Genomic DNA, 21,119 nt, shown 5'->3' on the forward strand with positions numbered 1-21,119 from the left:
CGATTTTGACGGTCTCACAGCCGAAACGCGGTCAACATCGGCTCGTCGGCGAGCCGAGGCTTCACCAAATGGAATTTTGGTTTTCTCAAATCATGCAACCTGGACTCAGTATTCCCCAAAAAAATGAGGCTTCTCGTGCCTACCGCTTTTTGAGTAGGCACCGAACTATTAGGGCGAGTTTATTGGGGTGCAACTTGCTGTAGGATGGTTAACAGCGATTGGAAGTGGTTAGACATAACCCAAACGACGGAGAGCGACATGTCATCGATGGATCGGCAAGAAATACCCCTTAACCGTGCACGGCGGCATTTCCTTGGCGCGGCGGCTGCCGCTGGCGCGCGATGTGCAGGTATTGCGGCTGTAACGATGGCCGTTGCCTCTTCGCCCGCGCACGCCTTGGGACACAACTGGGGCCGGCGCGGCGGCCGTGGCGGTGGCGGTGGTGGAAGTAGTGGCGGCGGTGGTGGTGGCGGTGGCCACAGCGGAGGCGGCGGTGGCGGTGGCTATGACAGCGGCGGAGGCGCGAACTGCCTCCTCGGCGGGACGTTGATTATGACCCCGACGGGTGAGATGTCGATCGAAAACCTTCGCATTGGCGACCTTGTTGACACCGTGTCCGGTGGACCCAAACCGATCCGCTGGATCGGCCGCCAAACCTTCAGGACGAGCCGTGCTTCGTGGTCCGATAGCGTCATGTCGATCCGCATTTCGCGGAACGCTCTGGACGACGGCATGCCGAGCAGGGATCTGTATGTTTCGCCTGGCCACTCCCTTTATCTCGACGGCGTCCTGATCCGTGCCAACGACCTCGTGAATGGCAGGTCGATCGAGCGTGCGCTGCCGGCAGGCAGGGAAACAATCGAATATTACAATATTCTGCTCGACAGCCATGATGTCGTTATAGCTGAGGCTACGCCAGTGGAGACATTCCAACTTCGTGGCGACGACTACGAGAAGTTTGAAAACTTTGTCGAGCTTGAGCGCCTCTACCCCGCTGCCAAACCCCGCATGGCACCGTTCGCACCGGTTGTGGGCGAAGAAAGCGGCCGGCAGCACCTGAAAGCCCTGTTGTTGCTCAGTGTCTCACGGATCATTCCAGCACGAGATCCCTTCAAGGATGTCACCAACCGAATTGCGGCTCGCATTGGAGAAATGGCTGAGATCTAGGGTACGGAACCCGATCGGCCGCAGTAGCCTGACAACTCAATCCTTCTTGTGAAAGGAGGATTGAATTACTTTTCCTCGTTTGGAACCTCATCGCCGCGCCCAGGTCGCTCTGGTGCGCGGTGCTTTCGTGTTCGTGTTCGTGTTGCGCAATGGGCTCGCGTGTCACGATCCAGCGTCGGCCTGCGCGGATCGAAACAGCCACACTCGGACGAATGCCGGAAAAACTTCCCGCGGCAACAGCTCAATCAGCATCTTGAGGGAATAGAGCCCAGTTGCCGCGGTCGCCAGCGAACCGATCGCAACTGCCTGCCACAGCTGTAGACACTGGAAGGCCAGGAAGACCAACGCCGAGACGGGAAGGTAGATCAGTATGAGGACTCGATTGGTCGTGGACCAACGGAAACCCGTATAACGTCGGGCAATCCAATAGATCAGAAGACCATGCCATACATAGAGCCCGAAAAACGCAGCGCCGGCGCCGACGGACCCGAATGTCTTTACGAACAGCCAAGCTAGCCCCACATGCACTAAGCTCGCTGCCACTTCCGTCCAGAAGAAGATCTTCTGCGCGCCCTTTGCCAACACGATGAAACCGATCGGCCACGCAATGATCCGGAGCATCATTCCAAGGCAGATCCAGCGCAAAAGGTCGACGGCGGCGTAGAACTCGGACGAATAAAAGACGTGCATCACCACCGGAGCAAGCGTGAGCGTGGCAAGCAAACCGGGGCCAGCGAGCAAGACACTGACCTGCGTTTGCTCGTTGACGAGCCGGTTGCATTCGACGTTGTCGCTGATTATGCCGGTCAGGCGCGGATAGAAATCTGTGCCCATTGCCTGGAGAATGAAGCCTGCATACAGCCCTCCGAGCGACCAGGCGGCTTGATATAGACCGGCGGCCGCGATGCCTTCCGCATCCAATACGATGATGCGTATGGCGTAGGCGCTGCCGAACGTCAGAAATGCGCTTGCCATGAATGTGAAGCCGAGCCTGAACAGCCCCCGGGCTTCCGTGCCGAGTTGCCGGAGCGATATCCGGCATGGCTCAATCATGATCTTGCGGCTGTACCACCATGAGGTCAGGAGCGTCGTCGCCGCCACGCAGACAAGGGAGGGGACGATGCCTTTTTCGCCATAGACGTAGATGATCGGGATGCCGATTGCCGTGCTGACGAACGCGCCGATGACGTTGATGCGAGCAAGGCTGGCAATGTCCCGCATACCTTGCAGGAGGGCCGCTTGCCCCCCGGACATGACCTGAAAAAAGATCATTGCCGACAGCAACACGATGGCACCGGTATGCTGATCGTCGCCAAACGTCAGTCTCGCGATCGGCGCGGCCAGGCACGCCATCAAAACCGTGCCCAGTATGCCGAGGAGCACCGACAGTCGCCGCAGCGCCGTAGCCGTACGCGCTATCGCGCCGGCATCTTTCGTACCCGCGGCTTCGGCGACCTGGCGCACGCCACTGGCATTCAACCCCATGCCGGCAATGGTATGGCCGATATCGGCAGTCGCGCTGTACAGCCCCATCAGTCCGACGCCTTCGGGCCCCAAAAGAACTGCCATCGCCTTGCTGCGGACGATAGCAAACCCGACGTTCACGATCGACGATCCGCCGATCACCATCGTTGACTTGAGGATCTGAGTATAACTCTGTCTGCTCGCTGGGTTTGGCTGTGAGACCATCGGTTCCTGCTAAACTGGAGGCTGGTGAGATCTGCGGATCTGTTCTGCAGCCAGGATCAACGCCTCGTCTGTCGCTGGCCTCGTGGTACAACGGCAATCTCGACCTATCATTGGCTGGCCTGATCCGTATGCGTGGCGCCTGGGGGCGCAGCCTGGCCGATGGGCGTGGCGTCTTGTGTCGCCTTCCGTGATACCTTGATGACATCGCCCGGCAGCAAAGCGGTGGTCTCGGAAGCGCCGATCTCCTCCATGTTTCCGCCGTCTCGCCGCACTATGGTAAAGGTGAGGGCGGGCTTTTCACCCTGGCGCTGCGAACCTGCGAGAGCGGACAGGTTGTCCAGCATCAGTTTCTGGCTGGTCTCCCGTTTTACCTTCAATTGCACAAGCAGGGCCCGTTCGGATTGCAGCTCGGATGCGACCTGGGTTTGACGTTCGTCGTAGAGGGCCTGGAGGTCTCGTGTCGTCTGGCTGATGCTTTGCCGGGCCCGCATGATGGCCGTCGTTATATCCAGCTTGTCATCCTGATAGCTTCGCAGAGAGCGCTCGACCTCGCCTTGTCGCGTTGCGACAACCGCACCCTTGGCAACCAGCATGGCGGTGCTGTCGACCTGCTGCTGTATGGATTTTATGTTCGCGTCCATGCTCTTTGTCTTCTCATCGAGGACATGGATTTCTTCGCCCAGAAGATCGCGAAGTTCCATCAGCGACTTGGACTTTCGCTCCAGCAAGTTCGCCCGCGCCGCAAAGATCACCTGCTCCTGGCTGTAGATGGCGGCGGTAAACTGGTCGGTGCTGGCCGGCTGCTTCACAAATTCGAGTGCTTTGGCCCCGGACATCTCTGCCTGCAGCCGCTCGATCTTGGTGCTGCTCCGTATAATGGAATCGTCCAGTTCCTTCAGTTCACCCAGCAGCTTTGTAACATCTGCCGAATTCTCGAACGCGACGGTCGGCCGAAGCTCGCCGCCGCTCATTGCGAAGGCCTGCAGGACGGTTAGCCCGGTGCTGAATTTGTATTCCCCGGGCCGGGTGACCTCACCCACGACGTACACCGGCGAATACTCGAGAATTTCAACCGCGGCCATCGGCGCATCGACCAAGCCTATCTTGTCCTTGAGGCGCTTGGCGATTTCGGCGGCAAGTCCGGTGTTGTCAAGGTCGCCGACCGGAACACTTCCCAGAACCGGCATGGACAGCGTACCGGCGTCGGACACTGTAAATTCGCCGCCGAGGGATCCCCACTGCTCGTAGAGGCCCTTCGTGGGCATCCACTGCACAACTGTCAGCTTGATTTTGGTGTGCGGAGGGAGGGGGGCACTATCGGCGGTCCCCGGTACCACCGTGGCTCCAAGTGCAATCAATCCCAGCCACCCTGGATGCAAGGTACGCCGACGGACACCGAGTGATACGCGCATATATGTCTCCAGCACGCCGATTTACTTGCCGATCGCTAGCGTCATAATGAGACCCGTAATAAAAACAAAACTACAACCAGACTACACTAGTATCAACTGCGGAAAGATCGTCATATATTACATCATCGATGACCAATTATCGAATATTGTATGGTGCAAAGGCAAGTACACTGACCCTAGCAAAATTGATGAGGCGCGTGGAATGCGCCGGCAATTTGCGGCAGATTCGCTTCGTAGCGATCTGAAGCACGTTCATAAGGGGTTTTCCGAGGATCTCGGGCGGTTGCGGGAGCCGCCGGAGGCTTGACGCCGCCGCCGGCAACCGCTGCGCGATATTCGGCGATAGTCTCAAAGCAAAGCGCGCAGGCAACGCACGATGTACTTAGCCAAATGTACTAGCAATCCCTGCTTCACATCCACTATCGATGAACTACCCTCCTCGCGCGAACTCAATATAGATGGCAGCTTAGAAACACACCCTCAGGGTCTTAATTTCGGTGATCGCGTAATGGGCGCCATGGATGTCAGCTTCTACCTGTCACTATTTCTTCGGAGGCTTCCATATTTTGTGGCGATCGTCTGCCTGTCGACGACAGTTGCGATCGTCGTCGCGTTGTTGCTGCCGCGCGAGTATCAGTCTACTGCCAAGATCCTGGTCGAGGCCCCGCAAATCCCCGCCGAGTTGGTCAGATCGACGGTGTCCACAAGCTCATTGCAGCAGCTACAGATCATTCAGCAGCAGATAACGACGCGGGAGAACCTGCTGGCGCTGGCTGCGAAACTCAACATATATGCCGACGACAAATCACAGCCGTCGGGAGATGCGATCGTCAGGGATATGCAGTCCCGTATCACGTTCACCGAATTGCCGTTGGGCACCGGCGACGGTGCAACGGTTTTCAGCGTCTCGTTCGACGCCGGCACGCCTGCGCTGGCCGCGAAAGCTGCCAATGAGCTCGCCTCGTTGATCCTCTCGCGCAACCAGCGTCAGCGAACGGACCGATCAGGCGATACGCTGCAGTTTTTCAACGACGAAGTGAAGAGGCTTGATTCCGAGTTGAATCGGACGGAGGCAGGCCTTCTCAAGTTCAAGAACGAAAACAGAGACAGCCTGCCGGAAAGCCTTGGATTTCGGCGTCAACAACAGAGCAGCCAACAAGAGCGGCTGATATCGCTGGAGCGTGAAGAAGCAGATCTTCGCGCCAGGCGCAGCATGCTCATCGAGAGCTATCGAGCAACCGGTCAGTATGCGAATGCTCCGATCAGTGCCGAACAGCAAATGCTGCAGGACTTGAACAAAGCACTGGCCGAGCAACTTGCAATATTCTCGGAAACGAGCCCGAACATTGTTGCTCTTCGGGCTCGAATTGCGGCGTTGCGCGCGAAAGACGGATCGATGAAGAGCGATCGCTCCGCTGAAAAGTCCATTTCCACCGGGTTCGACATGCAGCTGGCCGACATCAATGAGCGCCTTGAGATCATCGGCCGCGAGAGGACGTCACTGATGCAGAGCATCGCCGACCTCACCAAATCCGTCAGCGAAACGCCAGCGACCGACATTCAATTGAATGCGATCGAGCGAACCCTCGCAAACATCCAGACGCAATATAACACTGCCATTGCCAGACGCGCTGAAGCCTCGCTCGGAAACCAGATCGAAGTACGCTCGGATGGCGGGCGATTTTCGCTGCTGGAACCTGCCACACCGCCGGAGAACGCACTGCGTTCGCGCCGTCGCTTGATCGTCGGTGTGGGCGCGGTGGGGGGAATTGCCCTTGGCCTCGCGTTCATTGCTCTTTTGGAAATGCTGAACAAGACCATTCGCCGGCCTTCGGAGCTGACTCAACTCCTGCAGCGCCAGCCTCTGGCCGTGATCCCTTACGTTGTTGCGCCCTTCGAAGCACGGGCGGCTCCGGTCAAGCGAGGGCTTGCGGCAGCGTTATCGGCAACGGCCATTCCCGCCTCGTTGCTCGTCGTCCATTATTTCTACATGCCATTGGGTACGGCATTCCAAAAGCTGCTGTCGGGCTTCACGAGGAGCGGCTAGTTGAGGCGGTGTGCTATGATGAATAGGAACTTTCTTGGGACAACAGTGGAGGCGTGAACAGTGGAACACTTTCCCTTACCGGCTCGGAGTCTGGATACGCCGCGGGATAGAGATCGGACGCAAGCCATGCGGTCAAGGGAGGAGGAGAACCAGATAACCTGGACGGAACTGCCGCCGCTCAAGATCGATCCCGATGCCATAGCTCGAAACCGCATCGTTACCGCGAACCGTTCGGACATAGCTCACGTTGCATTCGACATGATGCGAACGAAACTATTGCAGAGTCTGAGACAGAACAACTGGAAATCCGTTGCCATCACGTCACCGACGCCTGCCTGCGGGAAGACGTTCACGGCCGTGAACCTCGCATTCAGTCTCGCCAACCAACCGGATTGCCGAACATTGTTGCTCGATCTCGATTTGAGGCGACCGCAGGTCGGCAAAACGCTCGGTATCAAGAACGCAGGATCGATGGAGAGTTTCCTGCGCAGGGAGATCGAGTGCGATGACGTCTTTATGCGCTACGGGGATAACCTGGCCATTGCGCCAAACAGGCAGCCTGCCCAGTATTCGGCGGAACTCCTGCAAAGTACGACGACCGCCGAGGCGCTGCTGGAAATGCGGCAGAGAATGAGCCCGGACATCATCCTTTTCGATCTTCCACCAATGCTTTCAACGGACGATGTATTGGCATTCCTGCCGAATGTGGACTGCGTGGTCCTGGTTGCCGCAGCCGAACACAGCACCCTCAGCGAAGTGGATGTGTGTGAGCAAAGCCTGGCGGAAAAGACCAATGTCCTTGGTGTTGTTCTGAACAGATGCCAGTACAGCGCGGAGAAGTATGGCTACTGACTACAGGCTTTGTGGCCATTCGCTATTGCCTGCGCAGATTGATCTCGCTCGTCACGACCTGCCGGCCGGATTCGGGATCCCTGTCCACGGTCCTGATACGGATGGAATTGTCGCCGACGCGCTGGATCGTCATGTTCGCGGTGCGATCGCCATTGATGAGCTTGGACCACCGCACGGCAAGATTGATCGCGTCGCCGCTACGCCCTCCGCTAAGAGCCGAAACGCCGCCTGACGGACCAATGTAGCGCCCGGCATACTGGTTGCCAGCCGCCGTCAGCTGTGCCGAGACCTCCCGCGACAGAACGATCATTCCACGGCATATGCCGGTCATCGACAGTGCTTCGCCGTTCGATTTCGACTGAAAACTGCAGTCGAGATTAATGGGGGACGAGCTGGTGGTCCGCTTCATCATGCCGCCGCCGGCCCACTGGCCGGCAAGCGATTTCAGAAAAGGCGCCTCGTTTGCACCCGCATTGGTCACGCCAGCGAGGAATGCCGCGAGCGCAGTCACGCATAAGCTCTTCATGACATCCTCCAGATGGCGCATCTGGCAAGAATGCATAACACAGCATAAAGTTCCCGGAGGTGAACTGAGCCGGCACTGTTTCGTCAGGCGACGGTGAGGTCGAGACGAGATTTTCCGTCGAGGACAATTTCGATGGTGCCCGGTGAAGCCAGTTCGATGGCTCCGCAAAGCGTACCGGTGGTGATCAGGGCACCGCTCTTCAGCGACGTGTGAGGGCGGAGCCTGTCATTGGCGTAGTCCAGCAGCCATTCCATCACATCGCCCTTCGGATGCTGCGCCGGGCCATCATAGATCGATTGACCGTTGAACGTGACGCTGAGCGGCGTGTTCGTGATGGTCTCAATAACTCTCTTCGGCAAAACCGGACCGAGGACGTAACCCCTGTTGCCGAGGCGGTCTGCAAGAAAGAGCAGGAAGGAGAGCTTGCCGCTTTCTGCGACGCTGCTCGCCAGGAGCTCGGCGCCGAGATACGCCTCGGAGATCGCCTCCGTAATGTCGGCGCGCGTATAATTTCCGTCAACGCGCACCGGCAGGTCCTTGCCGAGGCGCACTGCTATTTCCGCCTCGAACTTCATGCCCGGCCTCCAGGCGATGGTTGCTCCGGACGAGGCCTCAACATATGGATTGAGCGGCGCGGTCACCGGCTGGCCGTCGGGCGACGCCGTCACTTTCCAGGCAGGCACGGAGATCCGCTCTTCCGCCACCAGAAAGTTTTGTGCGTCCATCGCGTCCTGCAACGTCGGTGGCAACGCAAAGTCCGCCGTGGGTGCCGTCTTGTCGGCCTTCTGGAGACTATGAAGGCGTGCTGCCAGAGCCCGCGGATCGAAATCCTTGGCCGAAGAAACTCCCATGTCGTATTTTCCTCACCTGAACTTAAAACACCACACTATCGGCATTCGTAGATCGGGCAAAGTCTAGATCGGGAAAGACTGCTATGCCATCCCCACATACCACCGATCCCGGTAGAGCCGGAGGCCGGCTATGTCGGAAGGGGCGAAGTACTTCTCGGCACCGGGTACAGGCCTGACGCCGGCCAGAAGTGCCGCACCGGCGCTGGTGCCTGTCGAGCCCGGAACGGCAATCACGTCACGGCTCGTGAGGGAAGCGAGGCTGGTGAGGTAGGTCTCGTTGAGGGAAAAAGGGCCTTCGACGATGATCGGCCCCTTGGCCCCGATCAGGTCAAGACACGCTTCGGTCATCAGTGCGAGATAGAGGCAGGCGGCTCCATATCGCTCTTGCGACGTCGCTGCGTCAGCGTTGATCCAACGCCGCTCCCTGCCAGGGAACGGACCGGAGCCTGGGGCGACGTTCGGCAGCAGCATGATGCCTTTTTCGATCGCCGGCGCGATCGTTGCAGTCGCTTCATCCTTCGGCACGGGCCCGATCTCGGCGGACAGAATTTCAAATTCGCGCCCCCCCATAAAGCGTGACGAGGGCACCGCGCGGCCGTAGGCGTCGACGTTCGCCAGCGTATCACGCTTTGGATCGAGATGATCGAGATCGCCGCCGACGCCGAAATTGATCACCCAGGTACCGGTCGAGACAACGGCGAAGGGCGCCTCCCGATTGACGAGGTGCGGCAACAGAGACGCGTTGGAATCGTGGATGCCGCAATAGACCGGTACCGGCGCTGCAAGGCCGATCTCCGTGGCGATCGTGGGCAGGAGCGGACCGAGAGCGTCGAAGGCCGAGCGTATCGGTGCCATCAGCCCGCGAATGTCGAGCCTGTCGACAAGGCTCGAATATGTCGACGCCCGAGGGTTCCAGAGATCGGTATGGCAGCCGAGCGACGTCAGCTCGTTGGCCGGAACGCCGGTCAGCCGCGCCGCCCAGTATTGTGGATAGGTGACGATGGTCGCGACCTTGGCGAACTGTTCCGGGAATACTGTCTGCTGGTAGTGCAGCTGGGCGCCGATATTCAGTCCCATCGACTGGCGCGGCGAGTAGGTCTCCTCAAACGGCGGACGCAGATCAGTGTAGGCGTCGACGATCGACTGCGGGTACTCATGCTCGTAGTCCAGGACCGGCATCGCCAACGCGCCGCTCGCGTCAAGCAATGCCGCAGAGGCGCCGTGCGTGGTAATCGAGATGGCATCGAAGCCTGGCAATGCAGCAAAGCGCTTGAATGCGTCGAGCGCAAACGCCCATAGCGCATCGATGTCGTAGTGAGGGTAGGGCTGTGCCGCGACGACAGTGTTCGGCGTCTTGACGACGGCGATTTCCGCTCCGGTCGCACCATCAAGCACGACCACCTTGGCGTTTGTCTTGCCGATGTCGAGAACGGCGATGCGGCGATGCTGCGAGGTCATGGCATGTGAAAGACGGTAACGAGATCGCTCTGCACAGGAGATTGATCCGGGTTGGTCACCATGATGTCGGCCATATGGGCCCACCATTTCTTCATGACGGGATGCTCCGGCAGGCTGGCCATCGTGTTGTCGGTCGTGCGCGTCAACACACCGAACAAGGTGTTGGTTTCGCGGTCCAGATGGATCGAGTAGTCGCTGGCGCCGGCCTGGTGCAGGAGGTCGACCAGTTCCGGCCAGATCTCGTCGTGCCGCTTCCTGTACTCGGCCTCCATGCCGGGATTGAGCCTCATCTTGAAGGCGTGTTTTTCGACTGTCATTTTGCGCTCATGGCTTTGATACGGCGGGCGATGATCGGGATCGCAATGGTAACGATCAGAAGCAAGCCGATGAAGATCGACATCACGATGCCCGGGACGTTCAAGAGACCGAGCCCGAAGGTGACGAGGCCCATCACGAAGGCTGCGATGACCACCCCGCCGATCTTGCCGGACCCGCCGAGGATCGAGACCCCGCCGAGAACCACCATGGTGACGACCTCGAGTTCCCACCCCTGGGCGATCGAGGGACGCGTGGACCCGAGACGCGATGTCAGGCAGACCGCGGCGATACCGCTCATCACCCCGGTCAGCATGAAGAGAATGAACTTAACGCGCTCGACAGGGATGCCAGAGAACCGTGCGGCAAAGTCATTGTTGCCGATCGTATAGACCTGGCGGCCGAAATTGGTAGCGTGCAGCAGGATCGCAAAAAGGATCGCCAGCACGATGAAAAGGACGAACTCGAACGAGAAGACCCAGACGACATAGCCCTGGCCGAAGAACGCGAAGTCTTCGGGATAGCCGCCATAGGCCTGATCGCCGAGCACGATGTAGGAGATGCCCCGGAAAAGGCTCATCGTACCGATCGTGACGACGATCGACGGAAGCTTCAGCACGGATACGAGGAAACCGTTGAACATGCCGCAGAGAAGTCCGACGCCGATCCCGATGGCGACGAGGCCCGGAGCCCCGACGCCGACCTGAGCCGCCGCACCCATCGCCGTGGAGGCAAGTGCGATGATGGCTGCGACCGAAAGGTCGATTTCACCTGCAATGACGAGCAGCGCCATGGCAAAGGCGATCATCGCCTTTTCGGTGAAGTTGAAGGTCGCGTCCGAAAGGTTCCAGGCATCGAGAAAGTACGGAGATGCGAAGGAGTTGAAGATGAAGATAACGACGGCGACGCCGAACAGCAGGACTTCCCAGCTCGCCATGATGCGCTTGAACGGCGTGCCAAGGCGATCCGGTATGACGCGCTTTTCGCTCAGTGTGGAAACGATGGGACTCATGCGGCCACCTCTGCTTGGGTCTCTGTGGCGGCCTTGTCGCGCAGGATGATGCGGCCGCGGTTGCGCTCGCGCCTGGCATTGAAGACGACGGCCAGAATGATGACAGTGCCCGAGATTGCCATCTGGGTGAACGGCGAGATACCGATCACCGGAAGAGCATTCTTGATCACGCCGAGGAACAGCGCCCCGAGAACGGTGCCGATCACCGAGCCGACGCCGCCGGCAATCGAAATTCCGCCGATCACGCACGCCGCGACGCTGTCGAGTTCGAAGCCATTGGCAATATCGACATAGGCGACGGCATAGCGCGAGACCCAGAGATAGCTCGCAAGCCCGGCGAGTGCGCCCGACAGGACGAAAGCGAGAAACTTCGTCCAGCCGACATCGATGCCGGCATAGACGGCAGCCGTCGGGTTACCGCCCGCCGCATAGGTCGAGCGGCCGAACTGGGTATACTTCAACAGCACGTAGATCAGTGCGACGATGATGATCGCGGCCCAGCTGAGCACCGGCATGCCAAGGACGACAGTGCGCGGCACGTTGAGGAAGATCGGCGTCATCTGGTGTGCATTGACCCATTCGCCGCCCGACAGCACGAAGGCCATGCCGCGGTAGATGGTGAGCGTTCCGAGCGTGACGACGATAGGCGGGATTTCCAGCGCCCAGACGAGGAAGCCGTTGATCGCGCCGAGAAAGGCGCCGATCAAAACGGCTGCGAGGATCAAAACGACGAGCGGAAGGTCTGGATAGTGCGCGTTCATCATGGCAATCGCCATGCCGGTAAATGCAAGGTTTGCCGCCACCGAAAGGTCGATCGATTTCGTCAGGATGACGGTCATCTGCGCCAGCGCCAGGATGATCAGGATCGAGGTATCGTTGAAGATGCCGGCGAGATTTCCGGGCGTTGCAAAGCCCTGGGCGCGCGTCGAAAAGACCGCGATCATCACCGCGATGATGATGAAGAGCAGCGTTTCGCGTTTTTTCAGGAGTCTGGACATCGGGGATACCTCAAGCATTGCCGGTTGCGGCGCGAACTAGCGTTTCCGGCGTCAGTGTCTCGCGCTCGAAAAGACCGGCGGAAAGTCCCTCCTTCATCACCAGCACCCGATCCGACATGCCGATGATCTCGGGCAGTTCGGAGGAGATCATGATGATCGAGAGGCCCTCGGCGGCAAGTTCGCTGATGAAGCCGTGGACGGCGGCCTTGGAACCGATGTCTATGCCCTTGGTCGGTTCGTCGAGAATGATGACCTTGGGCATCGTCGCCAGCCACTTTCCGATGACGACCTTCTGCTGGTTGCCGCCCGAAAGCGTACCGACCGGAACCGAGAGGGCTGCCGCGCGCAGGTCGAGGCGCTCGGCATATTTGCGGGCGAGCGCGAATTCGTTGGCCGCCTTCAGGAAACCCTTGCGCGACGTACGCCCGAGCGATGGCAGCGTCATGTTCTGGTAGATCGGCATCGGAAGCGCCAGCCCGTGGCGGCCGCGCTCTTCAGGCACATAAACGATGCCGGCCCGGATCGCGTCGAGCGGCGAGTTGATGGCGATGTGCTTCCCGTCCAGCGTCAGTTTGCCCGAAAGCGGCTTGGTGATGCCGAAGAGGGACTGGCAGAGCTCGGATCGGCCGGCGCCGATGAGGCCGTAAATGCCGAGGATCTCACCCTTGCGCAGCGTCAGGGAGATGTCACGGAATTCGGTCTGGTGACAGTATTTCTCGACCTGAAGCACCGGCGCACCGATGGCAACGTCGACTTTCGGGAAGGCGTTCTCGACGTCGCGACCGACCATCATGCGGACGATTTCGTCCTGCGGTGTCGACTTGAGGTTACCGTGACCTACGGCGCGGCCGTCGCGGAAGACTGCGAAATTGTCAGCAATCTCGTAGAGCTCGTCGAACTTATGGCTGATGAACAGGATCGCCTTTCCCTGGGCCTTCAACCCTTCGACGATGCGGAAGAGATCGTCGATTTCCTTCCGAGAAAGGGCTGCGGTCGGCTCATCCATGATGACGATGCGGGCCTCGATCGAAAGGGCGCGGGAAATCGCCACGAGGTGGCGCTGCGCTATCGAGAGGTCCTTCAGGCGGATCGTCGGGTCGATATTGCTTTCAAGCGATGTCAGGAGTGACTTGGCACGGCTGTTCATCAGCGCCCAGTCGATGGTGCGGAATTTGGTGCGTGGCGCATGACCGAGGAAAATATTCTCGGCGACCGTCAGCTCGTCGAAGAGGACCGTCTCCTGGTGTATCGCCGTCACGCCCGCGTCGATTGCCGCTTGCGCGCTGGAGAACGTCGTCGGCTTGCCATCAACGATGATCTCGCCCTCGTTTGGGCGGTAGATACCGGTCAGGATCTTAACAAGCGTCGATTTGCCCGCGCCGTTTTCGCCGATCAGCGCGGTGACTTTGCCCGGATAGAGAGCGATGCTGACGTTGTCGAGCGCCTTCACACCGGGGAAGATCTGTGAAATGCCACGCATTTCCAGAATGGCGGGCGCATCGTCGGTATGAGTGCCCGCGACGGGTTGTTGAAGGGCAGTGTTCATCAGCGTTTACCAGCGTTCATTGGAAATCCCCGGCGGCCTGAACCGCCGGGTTTTGCTTGGATGAGCCAGGCTCAGAACACCTTCGAGAACTGGTCGATGTTCGAAGCGTTGTAGACGAAGGGGTCGGACATGGCGGCTTCGCCCTTGTCGTCGATCTTGATCTTGCCCATGCGGCCGGCTTCGATTTCGGTGCCGGGTTCGCCGGTCGCGTCACCCGTTACGAGATGGTAGGCGATCTGCGTTGCGGAGTAGCCGAGATCGATCGGGTTCCAGATGGCGAATTCCTTCGTCGCGCCGGACTTGATCGCACCGGCCATTTCAGACGGCAGGCCGAGACCCGTCACGTAGACCTTGCCGACGAGGCCCTTGTCCTCGACGACCTTGGACGCTGCCAGAACGCCCACCGTCGTCGGAGCGACGATGACCTTGACATTGGGGTTCGACTTCAGGAGGCCTTCAGCTTCGCGATAGGACTTGTCCGATAGGTCGTCGCCGTACACTGTCGTGACGAGGTTCAGACCCGGGAAATCCGTGAGCTGCTTCTTCATCTGGTCGATCCAGATGTTCTGGTTCGTCGAGGTCGTCGTTGCCGACAGGATGGCGAAGTCGCCCTTGCCGCCTTCGAGATGATCCTTGGCGAGCGTCAGGCACATCTTGCCGATCAGTTCGTTGGACGACGGGTTCAGCTGCAGGATGCGGCCGTCCTTGTTGACGCCAGAATCCCAGGAGATGACCTTGATGCCGCGCTGCTTGGCCTTCTTCAGAGCCGGAATGACGGCGTCCGGGTCGTTGGCAGAGATGGCAATGGCGTCAACGCCCTGGGCGATCAGCGAGTTGATGACTTCGATCTGGCCCTCGGCCGTCGTCGAGGTCGGACCCGTGTAGATCACTTCGACGCCGCCGAGTTCTTTGGCAGCTTCCTGTGCGCCCTTGTTGGCGGCTTCAAAGAAGCCGTTGCCGAGAGACTTCACGACCAGGCCGATCTTGATGTCCTTGGCGCTTGCAGCGCCCGCCATCAAGGCGACGGCAAACGCGACGCCTACTGCCAGTGTCTTTGCGAGTTTCATTGTATCATCCTCCCACGTTGATAAGACTTGACTACATCCTGCCGACGCCACTCAGGCGACCGACGAGGAATCCTCCTTCGCTTGCGAGACCGTGCTCGCAATCACGAGCTTGATGCCCGCATCTTCGATCATCCGGACGGAATCCTCGGGAATTCCGTCGTCTGTGATGATTGCAGAAACGCGGTCGAGCGGACACAGAATGAGGCTCGACCGCCGGCGAAACTTGCTGGAATCGACCATGACGACCAGTTCGTCGGCCTGATGCATCAGCTTCTGTTCGCTTTGAATGATCTGCGCGTCGGCTTCCATGATGCCGAGCGGACCGACGCCCTGCGCGCCGATGAAGAAGCGGCGGGCGTAGAAATTGCGGATCGCGTCATTGTCGAAAGGCGACAGGATCAGGCTCTGCTCGCGATAGATCACACCGCCTGGAACCGTCACCGTATTCTTGGAATGCTTGACGAGATGCTCGGCGATGGCAAACGAGTTTGTCATCACCTGCATCCGGTGCGCGGCCATGAAATGTACCATCTGGAAGGTGGTGGTTCCACCGTTGATGATGATCGCATCGCCCGGATCGCAAAGATCGACGGCTGCTCGCGCGATTGATCGTTTCTTGTCGATGTTGACGGATTCTGAAACCCGGAACGGGCGACCTGCAAGATTGCCGAGCTGCGGCGGATGCACGGCTTCCGCCCCGCCGCGGACGCGCCGGATCTTTCCCTGCACATGGAGGGCCGCGATGTCACGCCGGATCGTCGCCTCGGAAGCCTCTGTCAGTTCGGAAATATCCTGAATCGTGACGACAGACTTTTCCTGAACGGCGCTCAATATGATGCGATGGCGTTCACGTTCGTGCATGGGGTTCCTCCTAATTTGCTTATTTCGCAGTTGCTACAATGTGTCAATCAAAAACGATCAAGAAACCTCATATTGCGCTGCACAATTATTGATTTTGATCGTTTTCGATTGACAATGTTCGTTTTGATGAGCGATACCGTCATCACAAAGGGGCGCAATCCGTTCGCGCTTCCAAGAAATCTACATGGGAGGATGACATGGCGGCAACCGTCCGGCTTCTGGAAAATCGTTGGGACGATTCATACGCGGCAGGCCTCGATGAGCCTGGCAAGCTGCTCTATCGCTCGAATCTGCTGGGCGCGGACAAGCGCATCACCAACTATGGCGGCGGCAACACCTCCGCAAAGGTCATGGAGATCGATCCGCTGAACGGCGAAAAGGTCAAGGTCCTCTGGGTTAAGGGTTCGGGCGGCGATGTCGGCACGATCAAGCTCGACGGGTTTGCGACGCTCTACCAGGACAAGCTCGATTCTCTGAAGGGCATCTACAAGGGCGTCGAAGACGAGGACCGCATGGTCGGTTTCCTCCCGCATTGCACATATAATCTCAACGGCCGCGCCGCATCGATCGACACGCCGCTGCATGGCTTCGTGCCCTTCACACATGTCGACCATATGCATCCGGATGCAATCATCGCGATTGCCGCCTCGAGAAATTCGAAGGAATTGACCCAGCAGATCTTCGGAGACGATATCGGCTGGCTGCCGTGGCGGCGTCCCGGCTTCCAGCTCGGTCTCGATCTCGAAGCGTTCGTCAAGGCAAATCCTGCCGCAAAGGGCGTCGTGCTCGAAAGCCACGGTCTCTTCACCTGGGCGAACGATGCCAAGGCCTGCTACGAGCTGACGCTCGACATCATCAACAAGGCGATCATCTGGTTTGCGGAGAAGACCGAAGGCAAGACAATCTTCGGCGGCGCCATCAAACAGAGCCTGGCCGCTTCCGAACGTCGTGCAATCGCTGCCCGCCTGATGCCTGAGATCCGCGGCCGCATCGGCAAGGCGGAGCGCAAGCTCGGCCACTTCGACGACCAGGACGCCGTTCTCGAATTCGTCAATTCCAGGGACCTGCAGCCGCTGGGTGCGCTCGGCACCAGCTGCCCGGACCACTTCCTGCGCACCAAGATTCGCCCGCTGATCGTCGATTTCGACCCGGCGAAGCCGGATGTCGATGCAATCGTCGCCGGTCTCGACAAGGCGCTCGAGGATTATCGCGCCGACTACGCTCGCTACTACAACGACTGCAAGCATGCAAACTCACCTGCCATGCGAGACGCGAACCCGGTCATCTTCCTTGTTCCGGGCGTCGGCATGCTGTCGTTCGCCCGCGACAAGGCCACCGCCCGCATCGCCAGCGAGTTCTATGTCAACGCCATCAACGTCATGCGCGGTGCCTCGACGGTTTCCGAATATCAGGGCCTGCCTGAGCAGGAAGCCTTCGACATCGAGTATTGGCTGCTCGAAGAAGCAAAGCTGCAGCGCATGCCCAGGCCGAAGAGCCTTGCGGGCAAGGTCGCCTTGGTCACCGGCGGTGCCGGCGGCATCGGTCGCGCAACGGCGGCCCGACTGATCGGCGAGGGTGCATGCGTGGTCCTGGCCGATATCGACCAGGATGCACTGAACGCCACGCAACAGGACTTCGCCAAGCAGTTCGGCGCCGACGCCGTTCGCAGTGTCAAGCTCGACGTCACCAAGGAAGACGCGGTGATTTCGTCCTTCGCGGAAGCCTGCGTCGAATTCGGGGGTGTCGATATCCTCGTGTCGAACGCCGGCATTGCCTCCTCGGCTCCGATCGAAAGCACCGAGCTTTCCATGTGGAACAAGAACATGGACATTCTGGCAACCGGCTACTTCCTCGTGTCGCGCGAAGCGTTCCGCCTGTTTCGAAAGCAGAATCTCGGCGGCAACGTCGTTTTCGTCGCCTCCAAGAACGGTCTCGCCTCCTCGCCGAACGCCGCAGCCTATTGCACGGCCAAGGCTGCCGAAATCCATCTGGCCCGTTGCCTGGCACTCGAGGGTGCCGAAGCAGGCATTCGCGTCAACACCGTCAATCCGGATGCGGTTCTTCGCGGCTCGAAGATCTGGAGCGGCGAGTGGCGCGAACAGCGTGCGGCATCGTCCAAGATCGAGATCGACGAGCTGGAGGAGCATTACCGGAAGCGTTCGATGCTGAAGCTCAATGTCTTCCCCGAGGACATCGCCGAAGCGATCTACTTCCTGGCATCGGACCTGTCGGCAAAGTCCACCGGCAACATCATCAATGTCGATGCCGGCAACGCGCAAAGTTTCCCCCGGTAATGCACGGCTTTTCCGGCTGAAGCGCGGGCGCGCCCAGCAACGATTGGAGACCTCATTCCTGTGCTTGTCACAGGGATGAGGTAACGACATAGCCAAGCAGGCTCTGGAGCCGCGGGCGAACGTTTATACGGGAGGAACAAATGACCGAATTCAAAATCGCGCAGGACCTGATTGCGCAGGAAAACGACAAGCGCGCATCTGCCCAGAAATCCGACTACGAAGCGCTCGGCGCAAATCTGTCGCGCCGCGGTGTCGATATCGAGGCGATCACGCGCAGGGTCTCGGAATTCTTCGTCGCTGTACCCTCATGGGGCGTCGGAACGGGTGGGACGCGTTTTGCTCGCTTCCCCGCCAGCGGCGAGCCGCGCGGTATTTTCGACAAGCTGGACGACTGCTCCGTCATCAACGAGCTGACGCGTGCGACCCCGAATGTCTCGCTGCATATTCCGTGGGACAAGATGGACCCCCGGGAGCTCAAGGCGAAGGGCGATGCACTCGGCCTCGGCTTTGACGCTATGAACTCCAACACCTTCTCGGACGCACCGGGCCAAGCGCACTCCTACAAGTACGGCTCGCTCAGCCACACCGACGCGGCGACGCGGGCTCAGGCTGTCGAACACAACATCGAATGCATCGAGATCGGCAAGGCGATCGGCTCGAAGGCGCTGACCGTCTGGGTCGGCGATGGCTCGAACTTCCCCGGCCAGACCAACTTCACGAGGTCCTTCGAACGTTATCTCGCGGCAATGGGCGACATCTACAAAGCGCTCCCGGATGACTGGAAGCTGTTTTCCGAGCACAAGATGTACGAGCCGGCATTTTATTCGACCGTCGTTCAGGACTGGGGCACGAACTACCTGATCGCCCAGACGCTTGGACCCAAGGCGCACTGCCTTGTCGACCTCGGCCATCATGCTCCCAACACCAACATCGAAATGATCGTCGCCCGGCTGATCCAGTTCGGCAAGCTCGGCGGCTTCCACTTCAACGATTCGAAGTATGGCGACGACGACCTCGATGCCGGATCCATCGATCCCTACCGGCTGTTCCTGGTATTCAACGAGCTGGTCGACGCCGAACAGCGCGGTGTCAACGACTTCAATCCGGCCCACATGATAGACCAGTCGCACAACGTGACCGACCCAATCGAAAGCCTGATCAACAGCGCCAACGAAATCCGCCGCGCCTACGCGCAGGCGTTGATCGTCGATCGAAAGACGCTCGCGGGCCACCAGGACGGAAACGACGCGCTGATGGCGACCGAGACGTTGAAGCGTGCCTACCGCACCGACGTCGAGCCGATCCTCGCCGAAGCCCGTCGCAGGGCCGGGGGCGCGATCGATCCGGTTGCGACGTACCGAGCAAGCGGCTACCGCGCAAAGGTGTCGGCGGAGCGTCCGGCATCGGTCGCAGGGAGCGGCGGCATCATCTGAGCCTCCCAAGGCACATTCCGCAGGGCCGCTGCTGACACGCAGCGGCCCTTTGCGTTCCTACGGCCTCCATTCGCCGGCGATCTGCCGCGTTGCGATGTTCAGCCTGTTCCAGACATTGATGTTGGCGATGGCGATGACCAGGGCAGCGAGGCTCTTGCCGTCGAAATGCCGCGTTGCCTCGTCCCAGACGTCGTCCGGTACCGGATCGGCCCGATCGTTGACGCGTGTCACCGCCTCCGTCAGCGCCAATGCCGCCCGCTCTGCCTCGGTGAAGTAGGGCGTGTCGCGCCAGGCGCTGACGGCAAACAGCCGCTCGTCCGTCTCGCCTGCCTTCCTGGCAATGCGCGGGTGCCCGTCGATGCAGACGCTGCAGCCGTTGATCTGGCTGGCGCGCAAATTGACCAGCTCCAGAAGGAGCGGCGAGAGACCAGTCTTGGCAGGTACGCTACCCAACGCCATCAGCGCCTGCATCGCTTCTGGAATGACGACGGCCGGATTGCCCATTCTTGCTTGCATCGTGTGTCTCCTTGAGGTTTTTTCCAAAATGACGCCACCGGCGGTGCTTTGTCACATCGGCTGGCTTTCGTTCGTCATCCAGTTGACGGATCAGATTGGAGGAATGTGACGGGATGAACGAGAAAGATTGGCTTGCCCTCGAATTCGAGACAAAGAGGCAGCACCTCGCGGCGGTCGCCTACCGCATGCTGGGATCGCGCGCCGAGGCAGATGACGCCGTGCAGGAGGCGTGGCTGCGGCTCGGCCGCTCGGACATTGCTGAGATCGACAATATCGGCGGCTGGCTGACGACCGTCGTTGCACGTATCTGCCTGGACATGCTGCGGTCCAGGAAGAGCCGGCGCGAGGAGCCGCTCGATCTGCCTGTTCATGGCAGGATCGCCGACACCGCAAGGAGCATGGATCCGGAGCGCGAGCTAACCCTCGCCGACTCGGTCGGCGTGGCACTGCTCGTCGTGCTTCAGACGCTGGCGCCCGCCGAGCGGGTCGCCTTCGTGCTGCACGACATGTTCGATCTGCCTTTCGATGAAATCGCGCCGATCATTCGCCGGTCATCCGCCGCAACCCGGCAGCTCGCCAGCCGGGCGCGTAGAAGAGTACAGGGTAAAAGCGAGATGCCGGAAGCCGAGCTCGCCCAGAAGCGCAAGGTCGTGAGCGCCTTCCTGGCCGCCTCGCGCACCGGCGATCTCCAGGCGCTGCTTGCCGTGCTCGATCCGCAGGTCGTCTTCACCCCGGACGCAACCGCCATGGGCCTGGGGGCAACCGGGGCGCTTCGCGGCGCGCCTGCTGTGGCCGAGACTTTCAAGGGGAGGGCGCAGGGCGCCCGGCCGGCCCTGGTGGACGGCGAATTGGGCCTCGTCGTCTCCCTCCACGGGAAACTGCGGGTTGTCCTGCTGCTTGCATTCGATGGCAACCGGATTTCCGCCATCGATGCCGTCGCCGATCCTGAACACCTGGGCGGGATGACCTTCGCACTGCTTGAGGGTTGATCCGATCGATGTTGCGGTGGCTGATACAGGAAGAGCCGCCGCTTATGTCAGCGGCGGCTCTTACAGGGGCAGGGAAATGCCTAAAA

18 protein-coding genes are annotated in these 21,119 nt (G+C 59.8%); 6 read left to right on the forward strand and 12 right to left on the reverse strand.

Translation table 11 applies throughout. The annotated features are described in order from the left end of the window. Positions 1-258: 258 nt before the first annotated feature. Positions 259-1,167: a Hint domain-containing protein gene (locus tag ASC97_RS25200; protein WP_057471056.1), complete on the forward strand. Its 909-nt coding sequence runs from the start codon at positions 259-261 to the stop codon at positions 1,165-1,167. A 162-nt stretch (positions 1,168-1,329) separates the two neighbouring features. Here the strand turns inward: ASC97_RS25200 and ASC97_RS25205 are convergent, their stop codons facing one another. Both ASC97_RS25205 and ASC97_RS25210 read right to left on the reverse strand, forming a co-directional pair. Continuing rightward, positions 1,330-2,856 (reverse strand): O-antigen translocase, encoded by a 1,527-nt coding sequence (locus ASC97_RS25205; RefSeq protein ID WP_057471057.1) that lies wholly within the window; start codon positions 2,854-2,856, stop codon positions 1,330-1,332. A 107-nt stretch (positions 2,857-2,963) separates the two neighbouring features. Then, the gene (locus ASC97_RS25210; RefSeq protein WP_057471058.1) at positions 2,964-4,268 is read right to left on the reverse strand and encodes a polysaccharide biosynthesis/export family protein; all 1,305 of its coding nucleotides are present in this window, start codon (positions 4,266-4,268) and stop codon (positions 2,964-2,966) included. A 508-nt stretch (positions 4,269-4,776) separates the two neighbouring features. Here ASC97_RS25210 and ASC97_RS25215 point away from each other — a divergent pair. Next, a complete protein-coding gene (locus ASC97_RS25215; protein WP_057471059.1) occupies positions 4,777-6,315 on the forward strand; it encodes a GumC family protein in 1,539 nt (512 codons plus the stop codon). Positions 6,316-6,375: 60 nt separating this feature from the next. Beyond that, positions 6,376-7,167 (forward strand): CpsD/CapB family tyrosine-protein kinase, encoded by a 792-nt coding sequence (locus ASC97_RS25220; protein WP_443216776.1) that lies wholly within the window; start codon positions 6,376-6,378, stop codon positions 7,165-7,167. A gap of 22 nt (positions 7,168-7,189) precedes the next feature. Here the strand turns inward: ASC97_RS25220 and ASC97_RS25225 are convergent, their stop codons facing one another. From ASC97_RS25225 to ASC97_RS25265, 9 genes are all read right to left on the reverse strand, one after another. Then, the gene (locus tag ASC97_RS25225; RefSeq protein WP_057471149.1) at positions 7,190-7,693 is read right to left on the reverse strand and encodes a hypothetical protein; all 504 of its coding nucleotides are present in this window, start codon (positions 7,691-7,693) and stop codon (positions 7,190-7,192) included. 83 nt (positions 7,694-7,776) lie between these two features. Further along, the gene (locus tag ASC97_RS25230; protein ID WP_057471061.1) at positions 7,777-8,544 is read right to left on the reverse strand and encodes a fumarylacetoacetate hydrolase family protein; all 768 of its coding nucleotides are present in this window, start codon (positions 8,542-8,544) and stop codon (positions 7,777-7,779) included. 81 nt (positions 8,545-8,625) lie between these two features. Further along, positions 8,626-10,002: an FGGY-family carbohydrate kinase gene (locus ASC97_RS25235; RefSeq protein WP_057471062.1), complete on the reverse strand. Its 1,377-nt coding sequence runs from the start codon at positions 10,000-10,002 to the stop codon at positions 8,626-8,628. Continuing rightward, the gene (rhaM, locus tag ASC97_RS25240; RefSeq protein ID WP_057471063.1) at positions 9,999-10,319 is read right to left on the reverse strand and encodes an L-rhamnose mutarotase; all 321 of its coding nucleotides are present in this window, start codon (positions 10,317-10,319) and stop codon (positions 9,999-10,001) included. The genes ASC97_RS25235 and rhaM overlap by 4 nt, the downstream gene beginning before the upstream one ends. Continuing rightward, positions 10,316-11,329: an ABC transporter permease gene (locus ASC97_RS25245; RefSeq protein ID WP_057471064.1), complete on the reverse strand. Its 1,014-nt coding sequence runs from the start codon at positions 11,327-11,329 to the stop codon at positions 10,316-10,318. The genes rhaM and ASC97_RS25245 overlap by 4 nt, the downstream gene beginning before the upstream one ends. Further along, a complete protein-coding gene (locus ASC97_RS25250) occupies positions 11,326-12,327 on the reverse strand; it encodes an ABC transporter permease (RefSeq protein WP_057471150.1) in 1,002 nt (333 codons plus the stop codon). The genes ASC97_RS25245 and ASC97_RS25250 overlap by 4 nt, the downstream gene beginning before the upstream one ends. Positions 12,328-12,337: 10 nt before the next feature. Further along, positions 12,338-13,873 carry a sugar ABC transporter ATP-binding protein gene (locus ASC97_RS25255; RefSeq protein WP_057471065.1) on the reverse strand — a complete coding sequence of 512 codons (1,536 nt, stop codon included), beginning with the start codon at positions 13,871-13,873 and terminating at the stop codon, positions 12,338-12,340. Positions 13,874-13,944: 71 nt separating this feature from the next. Beyond that, positions 13,945-14,940, reverse strand: coding sequence for a rhamnose ABC transporter substrate-binding protein (gene rhaS, locus ASC97_RS25260; protein WP_057471066.1), 996 nt, complete (start codon positions 14,938-14,940; stop codon positions 13,945-13,947). Positions 14,941-14,991: 51 nt separating this feature from the next. Next, complete coding sequence (locus ASC97_RS25265) at positions 14,992-15,801, reverse strand: DeoR/GlpR family DNA-binding transcription regulator (protein ID WP_057471067.1); 810 nt, start codon at positions 15,799-15,801, stop codon at positions 14,992-14,994. A 197-nt stretch (positions 15,802-15,998) separates the two neighbouring features. On the opposite strand from ASC97_RS25265, the gene ASC97_RS25270 reads away from it, so the two are divergent. Next, positions 15,999-18,095, forward strand: a complete 2,097-nt coding sequence (locus ASC97_RS25270) for a bifunctional rhamnulose-1-phosphate aldolase/short-chain dehydrogenase (RefSeq protein WP_057471068.1) — start codon at positions 15,999-16,001, stop codon at positions 18,093-18,095. Positions 18,096-18,235: 140 nt separating this feature from the next. Further along, on the forward strand, positions 18,236-19,528 hold the full coding sequence (gene rhaI, locus ASC97_RS25275) for an L-rhamnose catabolism isomerase (protein ID WP_057471069.1): 1,293 nt from the start codon (positions 18,236-18,238) through the stop codon (positions 19,526-19,528). A 57-nt stretch (positions 19,529-19,585) separates the two neighbouring features. Here the strand turns inward: rhaI and ASC97_RS25280 are convergent, their stop codons facing one another. Next, entirely contained in the window at positions 19,586-20,044 is a 459-nt protein-coding gene (locus ASC97_RS25280) for a carboxymuconolactone decarboxylase family protein (protein WP_057471070.1), read from the reverse strand. 113 nt (positions 20,045-20,157) lie between these two features. On the opposite strand from ASC97_RS25280, the gene ASC97_RS25285 reads away from it, so the two are divergent. After that, the gene (locus ASC97_RS25285; RefSeq protein WP_057471071.1) at positions 20,158-21,033 is read left to right on the forward strand and encodes a sigma-70 family RNA polymerase sigma factor; all 876 of its coding nucleotides are present in this window, start codon (positions 20,158-20,160) and stop codon (positions 21,031-21,033) included. Positions 21,034-21,119: the final 86 nt, after the last annotated feature.

It is taken from the genome of Rhizobium sp. Root1203 (genome assembly GCF_001424945.1).
GTDB lineage: Bacteria > Pseudomonadota > Alphaproteobacteria > Rhizobiales > Rhizobiaceae > Rhizobium.

Excerpts from the sequence above, each read along its gene's own strand:
- ASC97_RS25200 (WP_057471056.1), top strand. The coding sequence starts at position 259 with ATGTCATCGATGGATCGGCAAGAAATACCCCTTAACCGTGCACGGCGG.
- ASC97_RS25205 (WP_057471057.1), bottom strand. The coding sequence starts at position 2,856 with ATGGTCTCACAGCCAAACCCAGCGAGCAGACAGAGTTATACTCAGATC.
- ASC97_RS25210 (WP_057471058.1), bottom strand. The coding sequence starts at position 4,268 with ATGCGCGTATCACTCGGTGTCCGTCGGCGTACCTTGCATCCAGGGTGG.
- ASC97_RS25215 (WP_057471059.1), top strand. The coding sequence starts at position 4,777 with ATGGGCGCCATGGATGTCAGCTTCTACCTGTCACTATTTCTTCGGAGG.
- ASC97_RS25225 (WP_057471149.1), bottom strand. The coding sequence starts at position 7,693 with ATGAAGAGCTTATGCGTGACTGCGCTCGCGGCATTCCTCGCTGGCGTG.
- ASC97_RS25230 (WP_057471061.1), bottom strand. The coding sequence starts at position 8,544 with ATGGGAGTTTCTTCGGCCAAGGATTTCGATCCGCGGGCTCTGGCAGCA.
- ASC97_RS25235 (WP_057471062.1), bottom strand. The coding sequence starts at position 10,002 with ATGACCTCGCAGCATCGCCGCATCGCCGTTCTCGACATCGGCAAGACA.
- rhaM (WP_057471063.1), bottom strand. The coding sequence starts at position 10,319 with ATGACAGTCGAAAAACACGCCTTCAAGATGAGGCTCAATCCCGGCATG.
- ASC97_RS25245 (WP_057471064.1), bottom strand. The coding sequence starts at position 11,329 with ATGAGTCCCATCGTTTCCACACTGAGCGAAAAGCGCGTCATACCGGAT.
- ASC97_RS25250 (WP_057471150.1), bottom strand. The coding sequence starts at position 12,327 with ATGTCCAGACTCCTGAAAAAACGCGAAACGCTGCTCTTCATCATCATC.
- ASC97_RS25255 (WP_057471065.1), bottom strand. The coding sequence starts at position 13,873 with ATGAACACTGCCCTTCAACAACCCGTCGCGGGCACTCATACCGACGAT.
- rhaS (WP_057471066.1), bottom strand. The coding sequence starts at position 14,940 with ATGAAACTCGCAAAGACACTGGCAGTAGGCGTCGCGTTTGCCGTCGCC.
- ASC97_RS25265 (WP_057471067.1), bottom strand. The coding sequence starts at position 15,801 with ATGCACGAACGTGAACGCCATCGCATCATATTGAGCGCCGTTCAGGAA.
- ASC97_RS25270 (WP_057471068.1), top strand. The coding sequence starts at position 15,999 with ATGGCGGCAACCGTCCGGCTTCTGGAAAATCGTTGGGACGATTCATAC.
- rhaI (WP_057471069.1), top strand. The coding sequence starts at position 18,236 with ATGACCGAATTCAAAATCGCGCAGGACCTGATTGCGCAGGAAAACGAC.
- ASC97_RS25280 (WP_057471070.1), bottom strand. The coding sequence starts at position 20,044 with ATGCAAGCAAGAATGGGCAATCCGGCCGTCGTCATTCCAGAAGCGATG.
- ASC97_RS25285 (WP_057471071.1), top strand. The coding sequence starts at position 20,158 with ATGAACGAGAAAGATTGGCTTGCCCTCGAATTCGAGACAAAGAGGCAG.